Origin of the sequence: Enterococcus sp. DIV1726a (assembly GCF_051710985.1) — a bacterium.
GTDB lineage: Bacteria > Bacillota > Bacilli > Lactobacillales > Enterococcaceae > Enterococcus_B > Enterococcus_B hirae.
This window is the reverse complement of the sequence record NZ_JBIOLS010000001.1, coordinates 2,732,695-2,754,335: the sequence shown is the minus strand read 5'-3', so window position 1 is coordinate 2,754,335 and position 21,641 is coordinate 2,732,695. Positions and strand designations below refer to the sequence as shown.

Below are 21,641 nucleotides of genomic sequence, written 5' to 3'. Positions count from 1 at the left end.
CGGTCTATGAGCTGTAAGGCGGTCGATGATCAGCCGCCTTGCGGTTTTGCCATTAAACGAAATGGAGGGAACCCCTTTTGATCGATGTAAATAAATTCGAAAGTATGCAAATAGGTTTGGCTTCTCCCGAAAAAATCAGAAGCTGGTCTTATGGTGAAGTAAAAAAACCTGAGACGATTAACTATCGTACCTTAAAACCTGAACGCGAAGGGTTGTTCTGTGAGCGGATTTTTGGTCCTACGAAAGACTGGGAATGTGCCTGCGGAAAATACAAACGTATCCGTTATAAAGGAATCGTTTGTGACCGATGCGGTGTTGAAGTGACACGTTCAAAAGTTCGTCGTGAACGTATGGGTCACATTGAATTAGCAGCACCTGTTTCACATATCTGGTACTTTAAAGGAATTCCTTCTCGTATGGGACTTGTTTTAGACATGAGTCCTCGTGCCTTAGAAGAAATCATTTATTTTGCTTCATATGTGGTTATCGAACCAGGAAACACCAACTTAGAGAAAAAACAATTGTTGACAGAACGTGAATACCGCGAAAAACGTGAACAATATGGACAAGAATTCCAAGCAGCAATGGGTGCAGAAGCAATCAAACAATTACTAGACAGTGTTGATTTAGATGCTGAAGCAGCTGAATTGAAAGAAGAATTGAAATCTGCCCAAGGGCAAAAACGGACTCGTGCGATCCGCCGTTTGGACATTTTAGAAGCTTTCCGTGCTTCAGGAAATGAACCAAGTTGGATGGTTATGGACGTTATTCCAGTTATTCCACCAGATTTACGACCAATGGTGCAATTAGAAGGTGGACGTTTTGCAACAAGTGATTTGAATGATCTTTATCGTCGAGTAATCAACCGTAATAACCGTTTGAAACGCTTGTTAGATTTGAATGCTCCAGGAATCATCGTCCAAAACGAAAAACGAATGTTACAAGAAGCTGTTGATGCGTTGATCGATAATGGTCGTCGTGGCCGTCCAGTTACTGGACCAGGTAACCGTCCATTGAAATCTCTTTCTCACATGTTGAAAGGGAAACAAGGTCGTTTCCGTCAAAACTTACTTGGTAAACGTGTTGACTATTCAGGACGTTCCGTTATCGTTGTAGGACCTTTCTTGAAAATGTATCAATGTGGGTTGCCAAAAGAAATGGCGATCGAACTATTTAAACCATTTGTGATGCGTGAATTGGTTCAACGTGAACTAGCTTCTAACATCAAAAATGCGAAACGTAAAATCGAACGTCAAGAAGACGAAGTTTGGGATGTCTTGGAAGACGTAATCAAAGAACACCCAGTATTACTTAACCGGGCACCTACGCTACACAGACTTGGTATCCAAGCATTTGAACCTGTTTTAGTACAAGGTCGTGCGATTCGTTTGCACCCACTTGTATGTGAAGCTTATAATGCCGACTTTGATGGAGACCAAATGGCCGTTCACGTACCATTGAACGAAGAAGCACAAGCGGAAGCTCGTATGTTGATGCTAGCTGCTCAAAACATTTTGAATCCAAAAGACGGTAAACCAGTTGTAACACCTTCCCAAGATATGGTTTTAGGTAACTACTACCTAACAATGGAAGAAGAAGGTCGTGAAGGTGAAGGAATGGTCTTCCGTGACCAAAACGAAGCTGTGATCGCATGGCGTAACGGCTACGTTCATTTACACTCACGTATCGGTGTGAACCCTAATTCATTAGGTGAAAAACCATTTACTGACTGGCAAAAAGAACGTACGATGATTACAACTGTTGGTAAGATCATCTTTAATGAGATCATGCCTCCAGAGTTCCCTTACTTGAATGAACCAACAGACTTCAACTTAACGGTACAAACACCGGATAAATATTTTGTTGAAGCAGGTACAGATATTCCTGCGCATATCAAAGAGCAAGAATTAGTCTTACCATTCAAGAAGAAAAATCTAGGAAATATCATTGCGGAAGTCTTCAAACGTTTCAAAGTAACTGAAACTTCTAAGATGCTTGACCGAATGAAAGACTTAGGGTATAAACATTCTACACATGCTGGTATCACAGTAGGTATCGCAGATATCAGTGTACTGAATGAAAAACAAGGAATCATTGAAAATGCCCATAAACAAGTTGAAACAATTACAAAACAATTCCGTCGTGGATTGATTACTGATGACGAACGTTATGAACGAGTAATCGCTGTTTGGAATGCTGCTAAAGATAGCATCCAACAAAAACTGATGGAAGGGTTAGAAGCGAAAAACCCAATCTTCATGATGTCTGACTCTGGAGCCCGTGGTAACATCTCCAACTTTACTCAGCTTGCTGGTATGCGTGGACTGATGGCTGCTCCGAATGGTCGAATCATGGAATTACCGATCATCTCAAACTTCCGTGAAGGACTTTCTGTCTTAGAAATGTTTATCTCTACTCACGGGGCTCGTAAAGGGATGACCGATACTGCCTTGAAGACAGCCGATTCAGGTTACTTGACTCGTCGTTTGGTTGACGTTGCCCAAGACGTTATTATTCGTGAAGAAGATTGTGGAACAGACCGCGGTCTTGAAATCCAAGCGATTCGTGAAGGAAACGAAATCATTGAATCATTAGAAGATCGTTTGATCGGTCGTTACACACGTAAAGAAGTACGTGATCCAGAAACGAACGAATTGATCATCGCTGGTAACCAATTGATTTCAGAAGATATTGCAAAACAAATTGTGGATGCAGGTGTGGAAACTGTAACAATCCGTTCTGTCTTCACATGTAACACAAAACATGGTGTCTGCAAACACTGTTATGGACGTAACTTGGCAACTGGATCTGACGTTGAAGTTGGTGAAGCAGTTGGTACGATCGCCGCTCAATCAATCGGAGAACCAGGTACTCAGTTGACAATGCGTACCTTCCATACCGGTGGGGTAGCCGGAGACGATATCACTCAAGGTCTTCCTCGTGTCCAAGAAATTTTTGAAGCACGTAATCCTAAAGGGCAAGCAGTGATCACCGAAGTTACTGGTGACGTCATCGATATCTCAGAAGATGCTTCAACTCGTACAAAAGAAGTAACAATCAAAGGGAAAACCGATACACGTACGTATACAGTTCCTTATACAGCACGTATGAAAGTCGCTGAAGGCGATATGATCCACCGTGGTGCGCCATTAACGGAAGGTTCAATCGATCCTAAACAATTGTTACAAGTTCGTGATGTATTATCAGTTGAAAACTACTTGCTGCGTGAAGTACAACGCGTATACCGTATGCAAGGGGTAGAAATCGGCGATAAACATATCGAAGTAATGGTTCGACAAATGTTACGTAAAGTCCGTGTAATGGATCCAGGTGATACGGATATCTTACCAGGTACATTGATGGATATTGCTGACTTCAAAGACCAAAACTACAATACATTGGTAGCTGGAGGCGTACCTGCAACATCTCGCCCAGTCCTACTAGGTATTACCAAAGCATCATTAGAAACAAACAGCTTCTTATCTGCTGCATCCTTCCAAGAAACAACTCGTGTCTTGACTGATGCTGCGATCCGAGGTAAAAAAGATCCACTTCTTGGTTTGAAAGAAAATGTTATCATCGGTAAAATCATCCCAGCTGGTACTGGTATGGCTCGTTACCGTAACATGGAACCAAAAGAAGTCGGTGTTGCAAGTGAAAATGTTTATAGCATTTCAGACATCGAAGCACAAATGGCTGCAGAAGATGCAATGAATGAACAAACAAAATAATACCTGATGACACCAAACAGAGCTAAGATGAACATCTTAGCTCTGTTTTTTTGTCGTGCTAAAGTTGATAGAACAAACGAAATTGAGAATTTGTTCATTACAGACGAGCATTTTTTCTTATTTTTGTACTTCTAGAAAAATAGGTCCATGAATCATTGAATTGCTTAGCAAAACTTGCTAAAGGTTGCTATGCTAGATCAGGTTTGTTCATCGTTCAGGTAAAACTGCTATGTAGGAGCGGATGGGTTGAGATTTTTTCAGATAATAAACGATACATGATCGAGTTTGAACCAAACGTTTCAGTAAGTGATGCGAGTGCTTGTTGAGCTTGAAGTATAAAAACTTCTTCTTGTAGTTGGGAATGTGAGGACGAAGGATGTGTGGTATTGAGAATCAATTTTTCAAGTATATTTTTTGACATAACCTGCCCTCCTTTAGTTAAAAATGGAAGTGATTGATAATTCAAAAGCTGTGGAAAAGTATAACATAAAAGAACTATCCACAAGGAAAAAGAAAAACCGTTTATTCTCTCTTGTGGAAAAAACAGTTGAGAGGAAAAAGAAAGTTATCCACAAAAGAGAATGAAAATAAGGGAAATTGATAAAAATACCGGGAGGGGGTAAAATGAGTATTTCTTTCAATAAATGTAAAAAATGTGAGAACAATAAATGGCGTTTAGGTTTAAGTCCTAGGAGTATTGTATATACTTTTAAATAGATGGATAAAAAAATCAAATCAATGAAAGATTAGTAAAAAAGAAAATGCTGCAATACTCTATCTTAATAAAGCAAGCAGGTAAGTATAGGAGTATCGATTCTTTGTTTATTCGTTTCGAAGGTAAGCAAAACAGTATCACCCTTTTATAAATCAAGGTATGATGAAAGACAAAGGGGGATTTTATATGACGAAAAAAGCAGTTTTTGCAGGTGGTTGTTTTTGGTGCATGGTCAAACCTTTTGAAACACAGCCAGGAATCATAGCGGTAACCTCTGGCTATACGGGGGGACATGTCCCAAATCCTACCTATGAACAAGTAACCACGGGTACGACAGGTCATACGGAAGCGGTAGAAATCGAGTATGATCCGTCTCTGGTTTCTTATGAACAGTTAGTCGAAATCTACTGGCAACAAACAGACCCAACGGATGCTTTCGGTCAATTTGCTGATCGCGGAGACTCTTATCGACCGGTCATTTATTATAGCAATGAAGAAGAACGTGAAATCGCTGAAGCATCAAAGAAACAACTACAAGAAAGTGGTCGATTCGATCGTCCGATTGTCACAAAAATCGAACCCCGAAGTGAGTTTTATCCCGCTGAGGAGTATCATCAAGACTATTATAAGAAGAATAAAATCCACTATAATCTTTACCGAGAAGGCTCTGGACGAGGGAGTTTTTTACGCAAACATTGGTCTGGAAAATAAGACACATTGCATTTTGAAGAATTTCAGTTAGGGATAAAAGCTGGCTATGCTTTGGCTTGCTGTGAATTTAGTGGTTTTTATAATTTTTAGGTAAAGTTATCTAAGTGTCAATGGATCGGCCATCTGGTTGATCCATTTTTTTATAAATCAAGGTTCATTATCGTTTGTTGAATGACAGCAAGCAGAAAAGATACTAAGCTATCAAAAGCGTACGTAATGAGGCAAATAAGCGAAGTCCGTCAAATCATTAATCATCATCAGTTAAAAGGCTCGCATCGTTGATAACCAATAAATAGACAACTAAATTACCACACATGAAGGAGAAAAAGTGCAACACTCAAAAAAGGCACAAAAGGTACTCTTTTAGATTTTTTATCGTGAGAGAGAAAAATAAAGAAAAAAAGTAATCCCAATAAACTAGCAAGAAAGAGGAGTTGCATCAGTTGATTGAGAGTTAGACCGCCACTCCAGCTTAAAAGTAATAAAACATCACCTAAACCTAAAAATTCACTCCCGTAACGAGTAAGGAAAAAACTGATCAAGAATAAAACAGCAAAACTAAGCCATTGAAATTCTCCTTTGATCAACCAAGTCATCCATAAGATAAACCAGATAAAATAAAGCGTTCTTCCCTCAATCATCAAATACAAACTATCCATTAAAGAGAGTAAAAAGGCTGACAAAAACCAAAAAATAAGTAACCAGTCTGGTCGCTGTGAAAAATAAAATAGCCAAACAGATAAACAACCACCGATACATTCTGCTATAAAATAAATCGGTGAAAGATTGCTGCGACAGTTTCGACAACGAAAACGTTGGAAACAGATGGAAAGCAATGGGACCAGTTCATACCAAGCCAATACATGCTGACAGTTGACACAATGAGAACGTAGGTAAATAATAGAGTGTCCTTGTGGCAGGCGTTGTGCCATTAAGCATAAGAACGAACCAATGCAACAACCAATGATAAAATAGAGAAACATAGCGAGGGCCTCCTTTTAAAGAAAGATACGCCAATAACAACCATTTTATTTATTTTTAGTAGAGGTGACAAAATGAAGATTTCGATCGGAGTCGATATCGGTACGACACAAACAAAAGCAGTGGCATTCAACGAGCAAGCTGAAGTCATCGCTTCAGCTTATTTCCTTAATCCGATGATCCAAGAAGCACCAGGAATGGCAGAACAAGACCCAGAATTGATCTTCCACGGTGTATGTACAGTAATCAAAGAAGTCGTCAAACAGTTACCGAAGTCGACAACTATAGAAGTGATGGCATTTTCATCAGCGATGCACAGTTTGATTCTGTTAGATGATAATAAACACCCTTTGACCCGTATGATCACTTGGGCAGATAATCGTGCGAAGGTACAGGCTGAAAAACTAAAAAACAGCCAACTAGGGTTTCACTTTTATCAACAGACAGGCACGCCAATCCACCCAATGACGCCACTAGTTAAAATCCATTGGTTAAACGAAACCCAACCAGAACTAACGAAGCAAGTGGCATACTATGTTAGCATAAAAGAATATATCTTTTACCGTTTGTTTGGGCAACTAGTCTGTGACTACAGTACAGCCTCAGGCACAGGTTATTTTGATATCCATCAATTCAAATGGGCAGAAGAAGTGTTAAATTACTTATCAATCACTCAAGAACAACTACCTGCAGTGATGCCGTCAACCACCATACTTAATGGATTATCAAAAGAAATGCAAAAAATTCTAGGATTAGAAAATGATATATCATTTGTTTTGGGTGGCGCTGATGGACCTTTATCTAATTTAGGACTGGGAGCTTTTGGCGAAAAGATAGCTGCGTTAACAGTCGGTACCAGTGGGGCATTAAGATTTATTACAGATAAACCACAACTACATCCCGAGATGGAAACCTTCTGTTATGTACTGGATCGTACACATTGGGTAGTCGGTGGCGCAACAAGTAATGGTGCGGGAATTTTTGATTGGGCAAGTCAAACTTTGATGCAAGAAGTAACTCAAGCGGCTATTGACCAAGGTGAAAATCCTTACGATGCTCTTTTCTCAGCAATTACGTTTGTCCCACCAGGAGCGAACGGATTACTCTTTCAGCCCTATTTATTAGGAGAACGAGCCCCTCTATGGGAGGCAGAAGCTTCTGGGAGTTTTTTAGGTCTGCAAAGAGACCACACGGAAAAAGAAATGATGCGAGCTATTCTAGAAGGAATTTGTTTCAATTTAAAAAGGATTTTGACAGGAGTTTGTTCAGAAGATCAATTAACAGAAATCAGAGCTACAGGCGGATTCTCACAATCGCCTGTCTTTCGCCAATTAATGGCTGACGTTTTGGGGTATCCGCTCATTTTCCCGGCGGTGTCTGAAGCCTCCGCTTTAGGAGCCGTTTTCTTAGGGTGGCAAAGTATCGGGAAGATCACTGACTTAAGCGAAGCTATAGAAAAAGTACAGCTTGCTTCACAAGTACCAGTTCAACAAACGGTCAAAGAGACATATCAAAAAATCTTTCCGATTTTTGTTGAAACACAAAAACAAGTAGCGGCAACTTATCAGCCTTTAGCACATTTACGTCAAACTTTAAGTACTATGAATGAAAAATAGGATGAAAAAGTAGAATGACGGAATAAGAGAGGAATAGTGTAAGAGCTATCCTGAGATAACAGCTAAAGCAATAGAAAGTCTTTTAAGAAATGATAGGATGAAAATCGTTCTCAACTAATTGGTTTTATTGTACTTTTGTCTCAAAGTTTACTATGCTTTTATTGTAGACAAAAGTTAGGAGGAGAAAAGAAAATGAAATTTCCACAAACAAAAGAAGTATTAAATCAATTAGTTGCAGACTTGAGTCAAATGTCTGTTGTTGTTCACCAAACACATTGGTATATGCGTGGACCAGGTTTCTTGACATTGCACCCAATGATGGATGAATTTATGGATGACTTGAATGAACAATTAGATGAAATCTCAGAGCGTTTGATCACACTAGATGGTTCTCCTTATTCAACCTTACGTGAATTTGCAGACAACACCAATATTCCTGACGAAGTAGGCAATTGGGATCGGACTATTCCAGAACGCTTAGAAATTCTTGTGAAAGGCTACCGCTATTTGGCAGACCTTTACCAAAAAGGAATTGAAGTAGCTGGCGAGGAAGGCGACGACCCAACACAAGATATCTTTATCGAATTCAAAACAGCGACTGAAAAACGAATCTGGATGATCCAAGCACATTTAGGAAAAGCACCAGAAATCGATGCGTAAAATGATCATCAGCTGATGATATTATATAATAGTAGAAAAACTGCGAGGAAAGTTATTTTCCTTGCAGTTTTTATTTTAGAAGAGAAAGAAAAGTTCTTCGTTCTAAAAAAGAATGAGTGCATCACAAGGATACGGGCAATAAAAACGAAAGTTTTGGATTGCTAAGAAAAAACGTTGACATTAAGGGGATTAGCAGGTAATATGTTAAATGGTATTGTTTGCCCCACAAAGAGCCCCGGAAACTCGAAGTGTATGTCAAACATCAGAACTTAAATTGGAGGAAACTAACGTGCGTACAACATATATGGCCAAACCAGGCGAAGTAGAACGTAAATGGTATGTAGTAGACGCAACTGATGTTCCATTGGGACGTCTTTCAACAGTTGTTGCATCTGTACTACGTGGTAAAAATAAACCAACTTTCACACCTCATTTGGACACTGGCGATTTCGTCATCGTAATCAATGCAGATAAAGTGAAATTAACAGGTAAAAAAGCGACTGATAAAATTTATTACCGTCACAGCAACTACCCAGGAGGATTGAAATCAATCACTGCTGGTGAATTGCGTGCTAAAAATTCTCGTCGTTTGATCGAAACTTCTGTAAAAGGAATGCTTCCTAAAAATACTTTAGGCCGCAAACAATTTACAAAATTGAATGTATACGCTGGAGCTGAGCATCCACATGCAGCACAACAACCAGAAGTTTTAGACATTACAAACTTAATCTAATAGGAGGGAATTTCATTGGCACAAGTTCAATATATCGGCACAGGCCGTCGTAAAAATGCAGTTGCTCGTGTACGTTTAGTACCAGGAACTGGTAAAATTACTGTAAACAAAAAAGATGTTGAAGAATACATTCCACATGCTGACTTGCGTGAAGTAATCAATCAACCTTTCGCTGTTACTGAAACAAAAGGCGCTTATGACGTATTTGTTAACGTAAACGGTGGAGGCTACGCTGGACAATCAGGAGCTATCCGTCATGGTATCGCTCGTGCATTGCTAGAAGTTGATCCTGACTTCCGTCTAGCTCTTAAACGTGCTGGCTTACTTACTCGTGACGCACGTATGGTTGAACGTAAAAAACCAGGTCTTAAGAAAGCTCGTAAAGCTTCACAGTTCTCAAAACGTTAATTGTTGGAGTCGTTGCGAATTTATTCGCTTACGAATACAGTATGGGACGGAGATTTCGAGAGAAATCGAGTACCAGTCCATTGTATCGTTTCAAGACACTTTCCATTTTTGGAAGGTGTCTTTTTTTTTGTACTTTTTTGTATAGAAATGGGTGTGAGATTTTTAAACCTGCTATTTATTTAGCATTTTTTACTTCTGCTAATCGTTAATCGTTGTTCAAATTTTTGTAAGGCGATAGATCAACGATATTTGGTGTTTTCATATAAACTTCTGTTGTTTTTGTATCAGAATGGGGGAATGCTCTAGAAATTTGTTCCATTGTTGCGCCACCTCCACATGCTAACGTGCTAAAAGTATGTCTTAACTTATGAGAAGAAATTTATCAAGTGTTTGTGTCGATGTTTCAATGAGTTGAGGCGGTAGTTAAGATAGTCTATGTGTACCGAGAGACTCATATTTTCCTGTCTATCAATGTAAGTAAAAAGAAATTGCTCTGCGTATCGTTTAATTCCAAGTTGTTTCTCTAGATTTTTACTGATAATCATGTCTATACGAACAACAATTTTAATTTTTTATACTATACCATGTTTATATAGACAACACAGGGGAGGAAATATAAATGAACGAAAATGAAGGTGGTAGAAAAGTGGAAGTGCTGATTAACGATTTGTTAGCAGAACGTCAAATGTCATTAAGAGAACTCGCAAGATTATCGGGAATTGAACCATCAAATTTAAGCAATTTGGCAAATGGAAAAAGACAAAAAATTTATTTAGAACACATTGAAAGAATCGCAGATGCGTTGGAGATTGATGATATATCGAGGATTATTAAATTAACTAAGAAATGACAATCAATAGGGGATGATAAGGGTGCCATATGAAAAAGGTGGAAGAGCAGATAAGGATGGTAACAGATTTGAAATAAGATGGGTAGTATATCAATTGTTACAAATTTTAGAAGAGAAAATTGAATATGTTATTTTAGAAGCACTTGGTGACGATGAAAAAGGAGTAGATATATGGGTTGGGAGAAAAAACGGAATAAAGGAAGGTCAACAATGTAAAGGTAGAAATGGAAGTGAAGAATACTGGGATTATGCTAGTGTTAATGCTAAAGGTATCTTCGATCATTGGAAATATCATTTAGATAGAGATGACGCAAATACAGTTTCTCTCATTTCTCCTTTAACCTTTACTTTTTTAGAAGATTTGGTTAAAAGAGCAAAGAGTAGTGGTGGAGATCCACATAATTTTTATTCAGGACAAATACTTACTGCTAGTAAAAAATTCATTACTTTTTTTAATAATTTTTGTAATGCAATGTCTATAAATAAAAATATAGAGTCAGAACTAGCTAGATGTATTTCTTATTTAAATAGAATTTATTATCGACAAACTCTAGATGCTAGTTTAAAAGAAACTATCTTAGATAAAATTCGTTATCTTTTAATAGGAAACGAAGAAGAAATATATAATTTATTCATTTCCTGGGTAGTTGAAGGCGATATTTTAGGGAAAGAAATTAACTATTCTAATATATATTCATTTCTTGAAAGTAAAAAAATACAATTAAGAAATTTGACTTCGGATAAGCGAATACTACCTAGAATTAATGAATTAAATGTGGAATATGAAAAAGGGTTCTCAAAAATTGATGACACATTGATTATTAGAGAGGAATTTTCGCTATGTAGAGGAAGGATAGATGCAGGAGAATCTATTATAATACATGGAAGAGCTGGTCGTGGGAAAAGTGGCTGTACAGTAGATATTATAAATTATTGTCAAGAGAAAGAGATACCATATTTAGCAATTAAATTAGACGAGCGAATCCCTAAAGGAACTGCTGAAAATTGGGGGAAAGAGATAGGTTTACCCGCATCTATTGCACATTGTATGCATAGTATTTCAAAAAATAAACATGCTGTTATTATTTTAGACCAGTTGGATGCGTTACGTTGGACACAGGCTCATTCTAGGGAGTCATTACTAGTATGTGAACAAATTATAGATCAAGTGCTGAAATTAAATTCTGAAAGAAAGCACAATATTTCTGTTGTTTTTGTTTGTCGCACCTACGATTTGGATAATGATAATAATATTAGTTTATTATTTAGAGAGTCAAATGTGGGAATTAATTCAATTAAATGGAACAAAATACAAATTAATGATTTAAGCGAGGAAATTGTTCGTCCTATTATTGGAGAAAGATATAATCAAATAACGAATAAGTTGAAGGAAGTATTAAAGATACCCAGCAATCTTTATATATGGAAGCAGTTAGATCCTAGAAAAAATTATGCCGAATGTTCTTCTACTAGTAACTTAGTATCAGAATGGTGGAATCAAATATCTGAAAAATGCTCTATTTCAGGGCTTGATGAAATAGAATTAAATAAAATAAAGTCAGAAATAGTAAGTTGGTTAGAAAAAAATGGTAGAATATATTTTCCTTTAAAAGCACTTAATATAAGTAAATCATATATAGATTTTTTAGCATCAAATTCTTTTTTTATTATTCAAGGTAATAAAGTATCCTTTGCCCATCAATCTATTTTAGATTGCTTTCTTGCTGATGAATTAGTAAAAAGATATTTTGATGGAGAGAGTATCATAGACCTAATTGGTTCTAAGGATAAACAGACTCCAAGTAAGAGATATCAAATTCAAATGTTTTTAGAAATGCTGTTGGAATATGATAGTTATGATTTTTTAGAAGTAGGGAAAAAAATTTTTGAAACTGATAAAATCAGATATTTTATAAAATTTGTTTTTTTAGAAATATTGAATCAAGTAGAAATTTTAGATGAAAATATACAAAGATTTATTCTTGATAGATGTGAAGATAAAATATATGAAAAACACTTTAATAGAAGTGTTTTTATGACGAAACCCCAATATGTTAGGTTATTGCGGAAAGAAGGGATTTTGGATAAATGGTTTAAAGATTCTGAAAGAAAAAAGATAGTATTTAACTTGTTAGAAAGTATATCTCCAGACTACAGTTCAGAAGATATATTATTTATTGAAAAGAATTCTTTTAAATCCGAAGAAGATGACAATCGATTTGTAAGGTGTTTTCCATATGATTTGAATGAAGATACAGACGAATTATTTGAATTAAGAATGAAATTCTATGAAAAATATCCAGAAAAATCGGGAACCTATATTAATATAAGAAATATGATGAAAAATACCGAAATGAAAGCTATAAGAATATTGGAATTTTTTCTTAAAAATAAGCTTAATAAGCACGGAAAAAGTCTCTACAGGTATGAAGAAGAATTTCTTGATAGTGTGTCTGAAATAATTGTAAACAGTGGAATGGAAATTATTGATTTATTGGTTCCATATATTCCAACCCAAAAAGATGGAGTGTTAACTATCAATGAATGGTCAGGTCGTTATGAGCATAACAATGGGTTAGAAAGAACCTGTATTCAGATTGTAAAAAAAGCAAATGCAAATATTATTTCTTCTGATCCCTCAATCTTTTGGAAATATTATCAGAAGTTTATGGGGAAGGGATTTTATTTATTTAATGAAATTCTTTTAGATGGATTTGTACAGTTACCCAAATCATATAGTGATTTAGTAATAGAATACTTAATTCAGGACTTTGATAATAATATCTTTGTATTAACAGATGGAGGCAAGAGTGAGTTATCACTTGCTAAAAAAGTATTAGTTAAGCATGCTGAGCACTGTAGTCAAGAAATTTTTAGTAAATTAGAGAATAAAATTTTGAAGTATTTTCCTTCGAATGCGAAAGAGCGTTATAAAAGAAGAATTGAATATAATAAAGAAGAAAACGGTATGCGAGTTTATTGGAATTTTTGTGGAGAATTACAAAAAGAACTTTTAGAGATTTTACCCCCTAACCGTATGAGTACTCAAGCTACTGATATGATTAAGGTTTTAAAGCGCAAATTTCCTAATGGTACAAATTATTATGCACAGCATGGAATTCAATCAGGTACTGTAAGTTCTCCAATATCTGGTAAGAAATTTAGCGACAGGCAGTGGTTAAAAATTTTAACAAATAAAAAGATCAAAAATAGAGATCATTCATTTTGGAACGATGATTTTATAGATAATTCTATTGAGGGATTTTCTGGTAGTTTTGGAAGAGTAGTATCAGAAGATCCTAAGAGATTCATAGAGTTGGTTATTCATCATAAAGAAGGAATTTTTGTGGAGTATATCGATGCATTGTTTAGTGGAGTTGCTTCTAGTGGGAATATTGAAGAGGTATCAGTTGAGCTTTTAGAAAAACTGATTTTAACTTTTTCATATGATTATACCTCATATAGGGCAAATGATATTTGTAAGATTATAAATAAAAAAAGTAATAATGTTTGGTCTTCAAGTATCGTAGATATTATTGTGGATATAGCAATTAATCATAGAAATCCTGAAATTGGGCAAGTAAATGTAACTACTTATGATGATAAAGAAATGAAAAGTTTTAATATGCTACAAAGCAATTCAATTAATTGTGTAAGAGGTTCAGCTGCTCAAACTATAGGGAGATTGTTGTGGGATCATAAGACTTTATTTGGTTCATTTAAAACAGCGATTGAATCATTAGTCTCCGATCAAAATCCAGCAGTGAAATTAGCATCTTTATATGCTCTATGGCCATCCTATAATATTGATAGAGATTGGGCGTCAGCACAAATTTTGGATTTGTATGAACAAGATTGTAAATTCGCTGGCTTTTCTGGAACAAAAGATATGCTATTTTATTTATATCCTAAATATCGTGAACGAGTATTATCAGTTATTATGAGTTGCTATGAATCAGAAGACAAAGATATTATTAAAATGGGATCATATTGTCTTTGTGAAATGTATATTCTTCACAATGAATTTGAAAATATATTAGACAATATTGATATTATGAGTGAAGTACAAGCTAAGTGCATTCTTGAAATGGCAAATCTTTATTTTAATAAGGATAAATTTAATAATATTGCCAAAGAAATAATTTTAATATTTAAAAATAGTGAATTAGATTTAGAAGTACCAGTCTCATCTCTTTTCTATAATAATCGTATTAATTTGAATCGAGATAAAGAATTTTTACTTGAAATAATGGACTCAGATATGAGTCGTAGAACGGTACATGGTTTTGTACATTATCTTGAACAAGAATCAAAATCAATAATTGATTATAAAGATATTGTTCTCTCAATGAGTTATCAGATAATTGAAAATAGGAATCCTGACAACTATATTTGGGGTATTGACGATGAAATTTCTAAATTAATAATCGGATTATACGATGAAACTTCCGGTTCCTCACTAGACGAAATGAAAATGGTAGCAGAGGAATGTCTTAATCTGTGGGATTTGATGTTTGAGAAACAAATTGGCTCTATTAGGAGTTTGAGTCAAGAAATAATGGAAAGATAGTTACAACATCGTTCTGATTCACGCATATTTTTTGGGTACGTCTTTAGGTACGAAGGTCTTAAAATGTGGTGAAATCCAATAAAACCGTACCTATTAGAATATTGCTCAATCCATTGCTGTTAAAAGGTTCTCCAACCCTTTCAAAATCTCTGATACAGAACCAGGTCTTAAGAAAGCTCGTAAAGCTTCACAGTTCTCAAAACGTTAAGACTACTATTATATCAACGTTTCAGACACTTTCCATTTTTGGAAGGTGTCTTTTTTATGCTTTTGGGTACGACAATGATTTGCATTTATTGGATAAAACAATGTCTTCATTAGATAGTGTTTCCAAAGAGAGTATTCCTAATTTAGCGCCAGGACAAGTTATATTGACTGGTGTATTATTTGATCTTTCAATAATTATACAAGTTGATCCCTGTAAAAAAATTATCTATCTTTTGAGGCGTTAACAGGTTACTACTTATGGGTACTGAATCCTTTAATATAGGCAATTTGATTTTTTACATTCTTTTTGATATGATAATTATGCGAAGCGATACTATTTTTATCAATAAAGCACAAAAACCACTCTACTGCGAATAGAGTGGTTTTCTTTTTCATTCGTTGCGACTACGAATGAGTGGGCTAGAAGCAACTTGCTTTTAGTCATTGTCTGTCTCATCTAACCAGTGAGAAAAAAGTTTGATAACGATACCTACAAAAATAGGCGCAATGACCAAGGATACTATTTTTTCCAATAAAGCACACCCCCTTTGAGGGCAAGTTGCCAAAGTGAGTATAGCATATTGTGCATTAGGAAGTGAACTTAAATTTTATGGGTGAGAAATTGTTATAAAATAGTCTTTTTGATTCACGCATATTTTTTGGGTACGTCTTTAGGTACGAAGGTCTTAAAATGTGGTGAAATCCATTAAAATCGTACTTGTTGAAGAGTTGCTCAATCTATTGCTATCCATCCCCTTCAAAATCTCTGCCACAGAACTAGCTCTTAAGAAAACTCGTAAAGCTTCATAGTTTTCAAAACGTTAAGAATACTATTATATCAATGTTTTAGACACTTTCTATTTTTGGAGAGTGTCTTTTTTTGTACTTTTGGGTATGGAAATGGATACTAGCTTTTTAAACATGCTATTCATTTAGCATTTTTTACTTCTGCTAATCGTTGTTCAAATTTTTCATAAGTGGATAGATCGATAATTTAGTAGTTATCTTAGGAAAGTTTGGGGTATATAAATAATGATATTGGATATTTCTTGACTTTTCTTGCCTAAAAAATGTTGTTTTTTTTACAGTGTTGAGAAAATATAATAAATGAAATACTTTCTCCGCCAAATAGTATAAAATGGCGGAGAAAAGAGGTGGATGGCGGTGAAAGAATTTAATTATTCTACATGCCTTTTGTTTGTTATCTTGTTGGAATCATTTTGCAAGCTTACGGAAACTTCTCAGACAGATCGGGCGAGTTACGAGAATCACACTGGGCGAAGCTATGCTGAACGAAGTTACCTTGAGCATGACTTTCAAGACACTTTCCATTTTTGGAAGGTGTCTTTTTTCATTTTAAATCATAAAAAAGTTGTCGTGAGTTTCACCAACATCAAAAAGTATAGGGTCATAATAATCGGTTCCACTTTAATGTGGAACCGATTACGTATTTATCTTTAGGGAGAAAAACTCTATGATATAGACAAGGAAAACGTTTTCTGAGGTGATGATGGATGTTATCAAAGCGCGAGAGTCAGTTAATTGAATTACTTTTAGAGGAGGAGAATTTTCAACCAGCAAGTTTCTTTAGTGAAAAACTCAATGTTTCGAATAAAACAATTTATCAAGATATTCAGAAGCTTGGACAGTTCTTGAATCGTTTTGAGTTAAAAATTGAAAAAAAACCTCGCATTGGGATTTACTTAATTGGAACGTCAACTAAAAAAAATGATGCCAAAATATTTATCACTAGTAAAGAAGCTATGTCAACAGAGGTAAAGTATAGTTCAAATTATCGGAGAGTGTACTTATTCGCCAATCTAATTTTTAAAACGGATAAAAAAAGATATGAGTATTTTGAAAAAAAGTTTTTTGTCAGTATTGCAACTTTACGTAAGGACTATGAGGAAATCATCAAATATTGTCGATTAGCTGGGATTAGGATTACTTCAAATCATGTAATAGACACACAAAAAACACCTGAAGAGTTGATCCAGCGGACATTTGTCAATTATTTTGAAAAAAACATCGGTGTAGGGAATGAAAAATGTCAATATCACTTTGTTTTTGATCAAGCGATGGTTAAGTTTGTGGATGATTTTGTAAAGAATTTTTACCAACAGTCTAAACAGCAACCAACAAATTATATTGTCCATTCACTCAAACTTTCGTTGTTAACTTTGATTGGTCGAGTAAAGCATGGCTACCATTCACAAACAAATAAAAATCCTTTGTTTGTCGAAATAAAGAAAATGGAATTATATATGGTGGCACTAGATTTTTCAAATGGGGTCAAAGATGAATTGAATTGTTCCTTTACGATAAATGATCTTTACTTTATTTGTTCGTTGTTTATGGGGCATGGAGTGAGACCGTTTGTGAATCTGGCAACCCATAGTCAACAAATCATGGAGACCACCAAACAATTTATTCAAGATATGTCGACACTTGTTGAGAAGGATTTGGAGCAAGATAGTCAACTGCTTCAATCTCTATTTGCCCATATTGAGCCAATGGTTTATCGGTTGCAAATGGGGATTACCATTAAAAATCCTTTAAAAGAGGATATCATTCGGCAATACAGCACAATGTATACGCTAACAACTTACTGTATTCCAAAATTGGAAAAAGCAATGGGGATCAGAGTAACGGATGATGAAATTACTTTTTTGACTATTCATTTTCAGTTAGCTTTTGAAAAAATTGTGAATACGAAGCATGTTTTTCTTATTTGTCCAACTGGGTTGGGAACTTCGCAATTATTATTTCAGCGTATTCGTCATAGTTCTCCTAGCACCGTAGTCTATGAAGTGATTGATGTTCAAAAGTTGCAGGATTACAACTTAGATAGTGTCGATTTGATTATTTCAACAGTCAAATTGGAAAATGAGTATCAAACGCCGATTATTTATGTTCGACCATTACCAACGAAAGAAGAAATTGCATTGATTAATCGTCATCTTCTTACCTTGAATCAACAAGACAATACATTTTTACCATCCATTGCACCGGATAAAACGATTTTAAAGAAATATTTGAAGGATGGTTGGATGTTCTTGAATCAAGATTTTGATAGTAGAGAATCTGTACTTTCTTTCATCACTGAGAAATATAAAGAAGAACAATTAGTAAAGGATAATTTTCTTGAGGTTGTACTTCAAAGAGAAAAACTAGGAGCTACCGGACTTTCATCAGGCGTAGCCATCCCACATGCAAATCCTAAATATGTAGTCAAAACAAAAATTTCTATTATCACTCTAAAAAACAAAATTACTTGGGGAGATGTGGATATAAGGGTTGTTTTATTCTTAGCGATTGCAGAAGAAGATATGATTCAAGTGAAAAATATGATTGCACTACTTTACGATGTCTTTGTCTCACCTGAGAGAATAAAAAGTATTGCAAGTAAAGAAACAAGGAATGAGATTATTAACGAAATTATAGGAAAGAGGAAGTAAGATGACGAGTTATTTTGGAAAGAAAATTGCATTATTTCAATCTGAGGTAAAGAGTCAGAAGGAAGCTTTATCAATTATTGCAACTTGTCTATATCAAACAGGTTTAGTGAAGGATTCGTTTGCAGAGAATGTACTGAAAAGAGAAGAAGTGTTTCCTACTGGCTTATTAATCAATGATGTTGGGATTGCTATACCACATACGGATGCAGAACACGTGAATGATTCTCAAATTGCATTTATGTCATTGAAAACACCAGTAACTTTTTATGAAATGGGAACTGCAGATAAGGAAATTTCAGTCAGCTTGATCTTCATGTTAGCGTTGAAAGAACCACATGCACAGTTAGAAATGTTACAGAAGTTAATTACGATGTTTCAAAAAAAAGAGGTGGTTCAAAAGCTTCGAGCTGTAAATAATACTGAGGAGTATTATCACATTATTGAAAAAGAAGGATTCGTTTAATAACCATTTTGAGGGGGAGCATTATGTTAGATTTATTACAAAAATTTGTTGATCTCGGATCAATCGTTGTATTGCCAATCTTAATTTTTGTTTTTGGTTTGATTTTAGGAACGAAACCGAGTAAGGCTTTTATTTCAGCATTAACGGTTGGTGTTGGATTTGTCGGGTTGAATTTAGTTATCGATTTATTGACCAATAGCTTAGGACCAGCAGCACAAGCGATGGTTGAACGTTTTGGACTAAACTTAACAACCATTGACGTTGGTTGGCCGGCAGCAGCTGCGATTTCTTATGGAACCGTTTTAGGTAGTTTGGCGATTCCAGTAGCTATCGTAGTCAATGTGTTATTAATTATTGTTGGCTTAACAAAAACACTGAATGTTGATATTTGGAATATCTGGCATGCAGCATTTGTTGCTTCACTTGTCTACGCAGTAACGAATGACTTTGCAATGGGCATGTTGGCAACGGTTATTTATACAATGATGATTTTATTGTTTGGCGATATTTTAGGACCAATCATCAATAAATTCTATGGATTTCCAAATATCACCTTCCCACACGGAACCGCAGCACCCGGGTTTGTTTTTGCCTTACCTTTAAATTGGTTATTCGATAGGATTCCAGGATTGAAAGATTGGCATGCAGATCCAGAAACGATTCAAAAACGGTTTGGCATCTTTGGTGATTCAACAGTCATGGGCTTTTTAATTGGTTTGGTTATGGGGATTTTAGCTGGCTATGATGTTGCGGGAATTGGACAATTAGCGGTGAAAACTGGTGCTGTAATGGTCTTAATGCCTAAAATGGTGGCACTTTTAATGGAAGGCTTAACGCCTATTTCAGAATCAGCAAATTCATTTGTTCAAAAACGTTTCCCAGGAAGAGAATTATATATCGGAATGGATGCCGCATTGTCAGTAGGACACCCAGCTGTATTGTCTTCTTCGTTAATCTTAGTCCCAATCACGATTTTATTAGCAGTGATTTTACCAGGTAACACAACCTTGCCTTTCGGTGATTTGGCAACTATTCCATTCTTAGTTTGTTTGATGGCAGCTGTCTTTGGTGGCAACATTATTCGAACAATCTTAGGTGGGACGATCTACATGGTCACCATTTTATACATCACTTCATGGGTGGCACCATTTTTAACAAAAGCAGCACAAGCGGCAAACTTTGATTTACAAGGACATTCATCAGTAACTGCGATGGCAGAAGGTGGACTGTGGACAACACTTCTATACGTGGGTGGTGCAAAACTATTTGGTTACTTTGCCCTAGTCGGAATTGGTCTGGTTATTACAGGTTTACTATTCTACGTGAATCGCATTTTACCTAAAAGAGCAGCTAAACAAACTGAAGCTTAATACAAAATAGGAGAGATGACAGATGAAAAAATTATTAATTATGTGTGGAACAGGTGTGGCTACTTCAACAGTGGTAACAGGAAAAGTAAAAGAATGGTTGAAATCAAAAGGACTCGAAAATGAAGTGAAACTATATCAATCAAAAGTTGCTGATGAGATTGGCAAAATTGATGACTACGATATTGTGGTCAGTACGACCGTGGTTCCTGACAACATTAAAGATAAAGTAATTATGGGTCTTCCTTTATTAACCGGAATTGGCATTGATGGGTTGTTTGACGAAATTGAAGCGAAGATTAAAGCCTAAAAAATACTTGAAAAGAAGGTAATCAAATGTTAGTTACAACGAAAGAGATGTTTGAAAAAGCGCAAAAAGAAAACTATGCGATTCCGGCAGCAAACTTTTTTGATTTAGATTCTGCAAGAACCTTTGTAGAGGTTGCAGAAAAAATGCAAAAGCCATTAATTTTAGCCTTTGCACAAGCGCATATTGAAGAATGTCCTCTTGAAGAAGCAGCATTAATTGCAACATATTTAGCCAAAAAAGCAAGTGTGCCAGTAGCACTTCATTTGGATCATGGACAAGATGAAGAAATCATCAAGCAAGCAATCGAGCTTGGGTTCACTTCTGTGATGATAGATGCTTCGCAGGATGAGATTGAAACAAATATTCGTCGTTCAAAGGCGGTTGCGGAATATGCTCATGAAAGAGGCGTTGTGGTAGAGGCTGAGATTGGACACGTGGGAACGGGAAATAGTTATGAATTTAAGGAAACCACGGACACCATTTATACCGAAGTGGAGGAAGCAGCACGTTTTGCGAAAGAAACCGGCGTCGATTCATTGGCAGTTTCGATAGGCACGGCTCATGGGCAATACAAAGGAACACCGAAAATCAGCTTTGAGCGGTTGGAAGAAATTAAAAATGAAGTTTCAATTCCATTAGTGTTGCATGGGGGCTCATCATCTGGTGATGAAAATCTCCACAAATGTGCTGTTTCAGGGATCAATAAAATTAATATCTTTACTGATTTTATCACAGCAGCAATGGATGTAATTAACGAAGAAAAACCTGAGGATTATTTTACACTTAAACGATTAGCGAACCAAGCGATTGCGGATACGTTATCGCATTATTACGAAGTATTTGCAACAAAATAGAGGAGGG

General features: G+C 35.8%; 17 protein-coding genes. 13 read left to right on the top strand and 4 right to left on the bottom strand.

Annotated elements, in window-relative coordinates:
- The first annotated feature begins 77 nt into the window (after positions 1–77).
- Positions 78–3,731 carry a DNA-directed RNA polymerase subunit beta' gene (gene rpoC / locus IGJ27_RS12505; RefSeq protein WP_010720683.1) on the top strand — a complete coding sequence of 1,218 codons (3,654 nt, stop codon included), beginning with the start codon at positions 78–80 and terminating at the stop codon, positions 3,729–3,731.
- A gap of 214 nt (positions 3,732–3,945) precedes the next feature.
- On the opposite strand, the gene IGJ27_RS12500 is transcribed toward rpoC, so the two are convergent.
- Complete coding sequence (locus tag IGJ27_RS12500) at positions 3,946–4,152, bottom strand: hypothetical protein (RefSeq protein ID WP_178306293.1); 207 nt, start codon at positions 4,150–4,152, stop codon at positions 3,946–3,948.
- A 480-nt stretch (positions 4,153–4,632) separates the two neighbouring features.
- Between IGJ27_RS12500 and msrA the strand changes: the two genes are divergently transcribed.
- Entirely contained in the window at positions 4,633–5,157 is a 525-nt protein-coding gene (gene msrA / locus IGJ27_RS12495; protein ID WP_010720682.1) for a peptide-methionine (S)-S-oxide reductase MsrA, read from the top strand.
- A 305-nt stretch (positions 5,158–5,462) separates the two neighbouring features.
- On the opposite strand, the gene IGJ27_RS12490 is transcribed toward msrA, so the two are convergent.
- On the bottom strand, positions 5,463–6,140 hold the full coding sequence (locus IGJ27_RS12490) for a prepilin peptidase (protein ID WP_178306294.1): 678 nt from the start codon (positions 6,138–6,140) through the stop codon (positions 5,463–5,465).
- Positions 6,141–6,212: 72 nt separating this feature from the next.
- On the opposite strand from IGJ27_RS12490, the gene IGJ27_RS12485 reads away from it, so the two are divergent.
- From IGJ27_RS12485 to rpsI, 4 genes are all read left to right on the top strand, one after another.
- The gene (locus IGJ27_RS12485; protein WP_178306295.1) at positions 6,213–7,754 is read left to right on the top strand and encodes a gluconokinase; all 1,542 of its coding nucleotides are present in this window, start codon (positions 6,213–6,215) and stop codon (positions 7,752–7,754) included.
- Positions 7,755–7,946: 192 nt separating this feature from the next.
- Positions 7,947–8,414 (top strand): Dps family protein, encoded by a 468-nt coding sequence (locus IGJ27_RS12480; protein ID WP_010720679.1) that lies wholly within the window; start codon positions 7,947–7,949, stop codon positions 8,412–8,414.
- A 304-nt stretch (positions 8,415–8,718) separates the two neighbouring features.
- The gene (gene rplM, locus IGJ27_RS12475) at positions 8,719–9,147 is read left to right on the top strand and encodes a 50S ribosomal protein L13 (protein WP_034686358.1); all 429 of its coding nucleotides are present in this window, start codon (positions 8,719–8,721) and stop codon (positions 9,145–9,147) included.
- A gap of 15 nt (positions 9,148–9,162) precedes the next feature.
- A complete protein-coding gene (gene rpsI / locus IGJ27_RS12470; protein ID WP_002287505.1) occupies positions 9,163–9,555 on the top strand; it encodes a 30S ribosomal protein S9 in 393 nt (130 codons plus the stop codon).
- 205 nt (positions 9,556–9,760) lie between these two features.
- Here rpsI and IGJ27_RS12465 read toward each other — a convergent pair whose 3' ends face one another.
- A complete protein-coding gene (locus IGJ27_RS12465) occupies positions 9,761–9,874 on the bottom strand; it encodes a ketohydroxyglutarate aldolase (RefSeq protein WP_237558459.1) in 114 nt (37 codons plus the stop codon).
- Between the two features lie 300 nt (positions 9,875–10,174).
- Between IGJ27_RS12465 and IGJ27_RS12460 the strand changes: the two genes are divergently transcribed.
- Together IGJ27_RS12460 and IGJ27_RS12455 are read left to right on the top strand one after the other, a co-directional pair.
- Positions 10,175–10,405: a helix-turn-helix domain-containing protein gene (locus IGJ27_RS12460; RefSeq protein ID WP_067483600.1), complete on the top strand. Its 231-nt coding sequence runs from the start codon at positions 10,175–10,177 to the stop codon at positions 10,403–10,405.
- 22 nt (positions 10,406–10,427) lie between these two features.
- Positions 10,428–14,975 carry a hypothetical protein gene (locus IGJ27_RS12455; RefSeq protein WP_178306296.1) on the top strand — a complete coding sequence of 1,516 codons (4,548 nt, stop codon included), beginning with the start codon at positions 10,428–10,430 and terminating at the stop codon, positions 14,973–14,975.
- A gap of 644 nt (positions 14,976–15,619) precedes the next feature.
- Here IGJ27_RS12455 and IGJ27_RS12450 read toward each other — a convergent pair.
- Entirely contained in the window at positions 15,620–15,715 is a 96-nt protein-coding gene (locus tag IGJ27_RS12450; RefSeq protein ID WP_113803832.1) for a type I toxin-antitoxin system Fst family toxin, read from the bottom strand.
- A gap of 981 nt (positions 15,716–16,696) precedes the next feature.
- Between IGJ27_RS12450 and IGJ27_RS12445 the strand changes: the two genes are divergently transcribed.
- Genes IGJ27_RS12445 through IGJ27_RS12425 form a run of 5 tightly spaced genes read left to right on the top strand, consistent with a single transcriptional unit; the run spans position 16,697 to position 21,634 of the window.
- Positions 16,697–18,640: a BglG family transcription antiterminator gene (locus tag IGJ27_RS12445; protein WP_178306297.1), complete on the top strand. Its 1,944-nt coding sequence runs from the start codon at positions 16,697–16,699 to the stop codon at positions 18,638–18,640.
- 1 nt (position 18,641) lies between these two features.
- Complete coding sequence (locus IGJ27_RS12440; protein WP_063627663.1) at positions 18,642–19,103, top strand: PTS sugar transporter subunit IIA; 462 nt, start codon at positions 18,642–18,644, stop codon at positions 19,101–19,103.
- 23 nt (positions 19,104–19,126) lie between these two features.
- Positions 19,127–20,473, top strand: coding sequence for a PTS galactitol transporter subunit IIC (locus tag IGJ27_RS12435; protein WP_010720674.1), 1,347 nt, complete (start codon positions 19,127–19,129; stop codon positions 20,471–20,473).
- Between the two features lie 22 nt (positions 20,474–20,495).
- On the top strand, positions 20,496–20,780 hold the full coding sequence (locus IGJ27_RS12430) for a PTS sugar transporter subunit IIB (protein ID WP_010720673.1): 285 nt from the start codon (positions 20,496–20,498) through the stop codon (positions 20,778–20,780).
- A gap of 26 nt (positions 20,781–20,806) precedes the next feature.
- Positions 20,807–21,634, top strand: coding sequence for a class II fructose-bisphosphate aldolase (locus tag IGJ27_RS12425; protein ID WP_081128970.1), 828 nt, complete (start codon positions 20,807–20,809; stop codon positions 21,632–21,634).
- Positions 21,635–21,641: the final 7 nt, after the last annotated feature.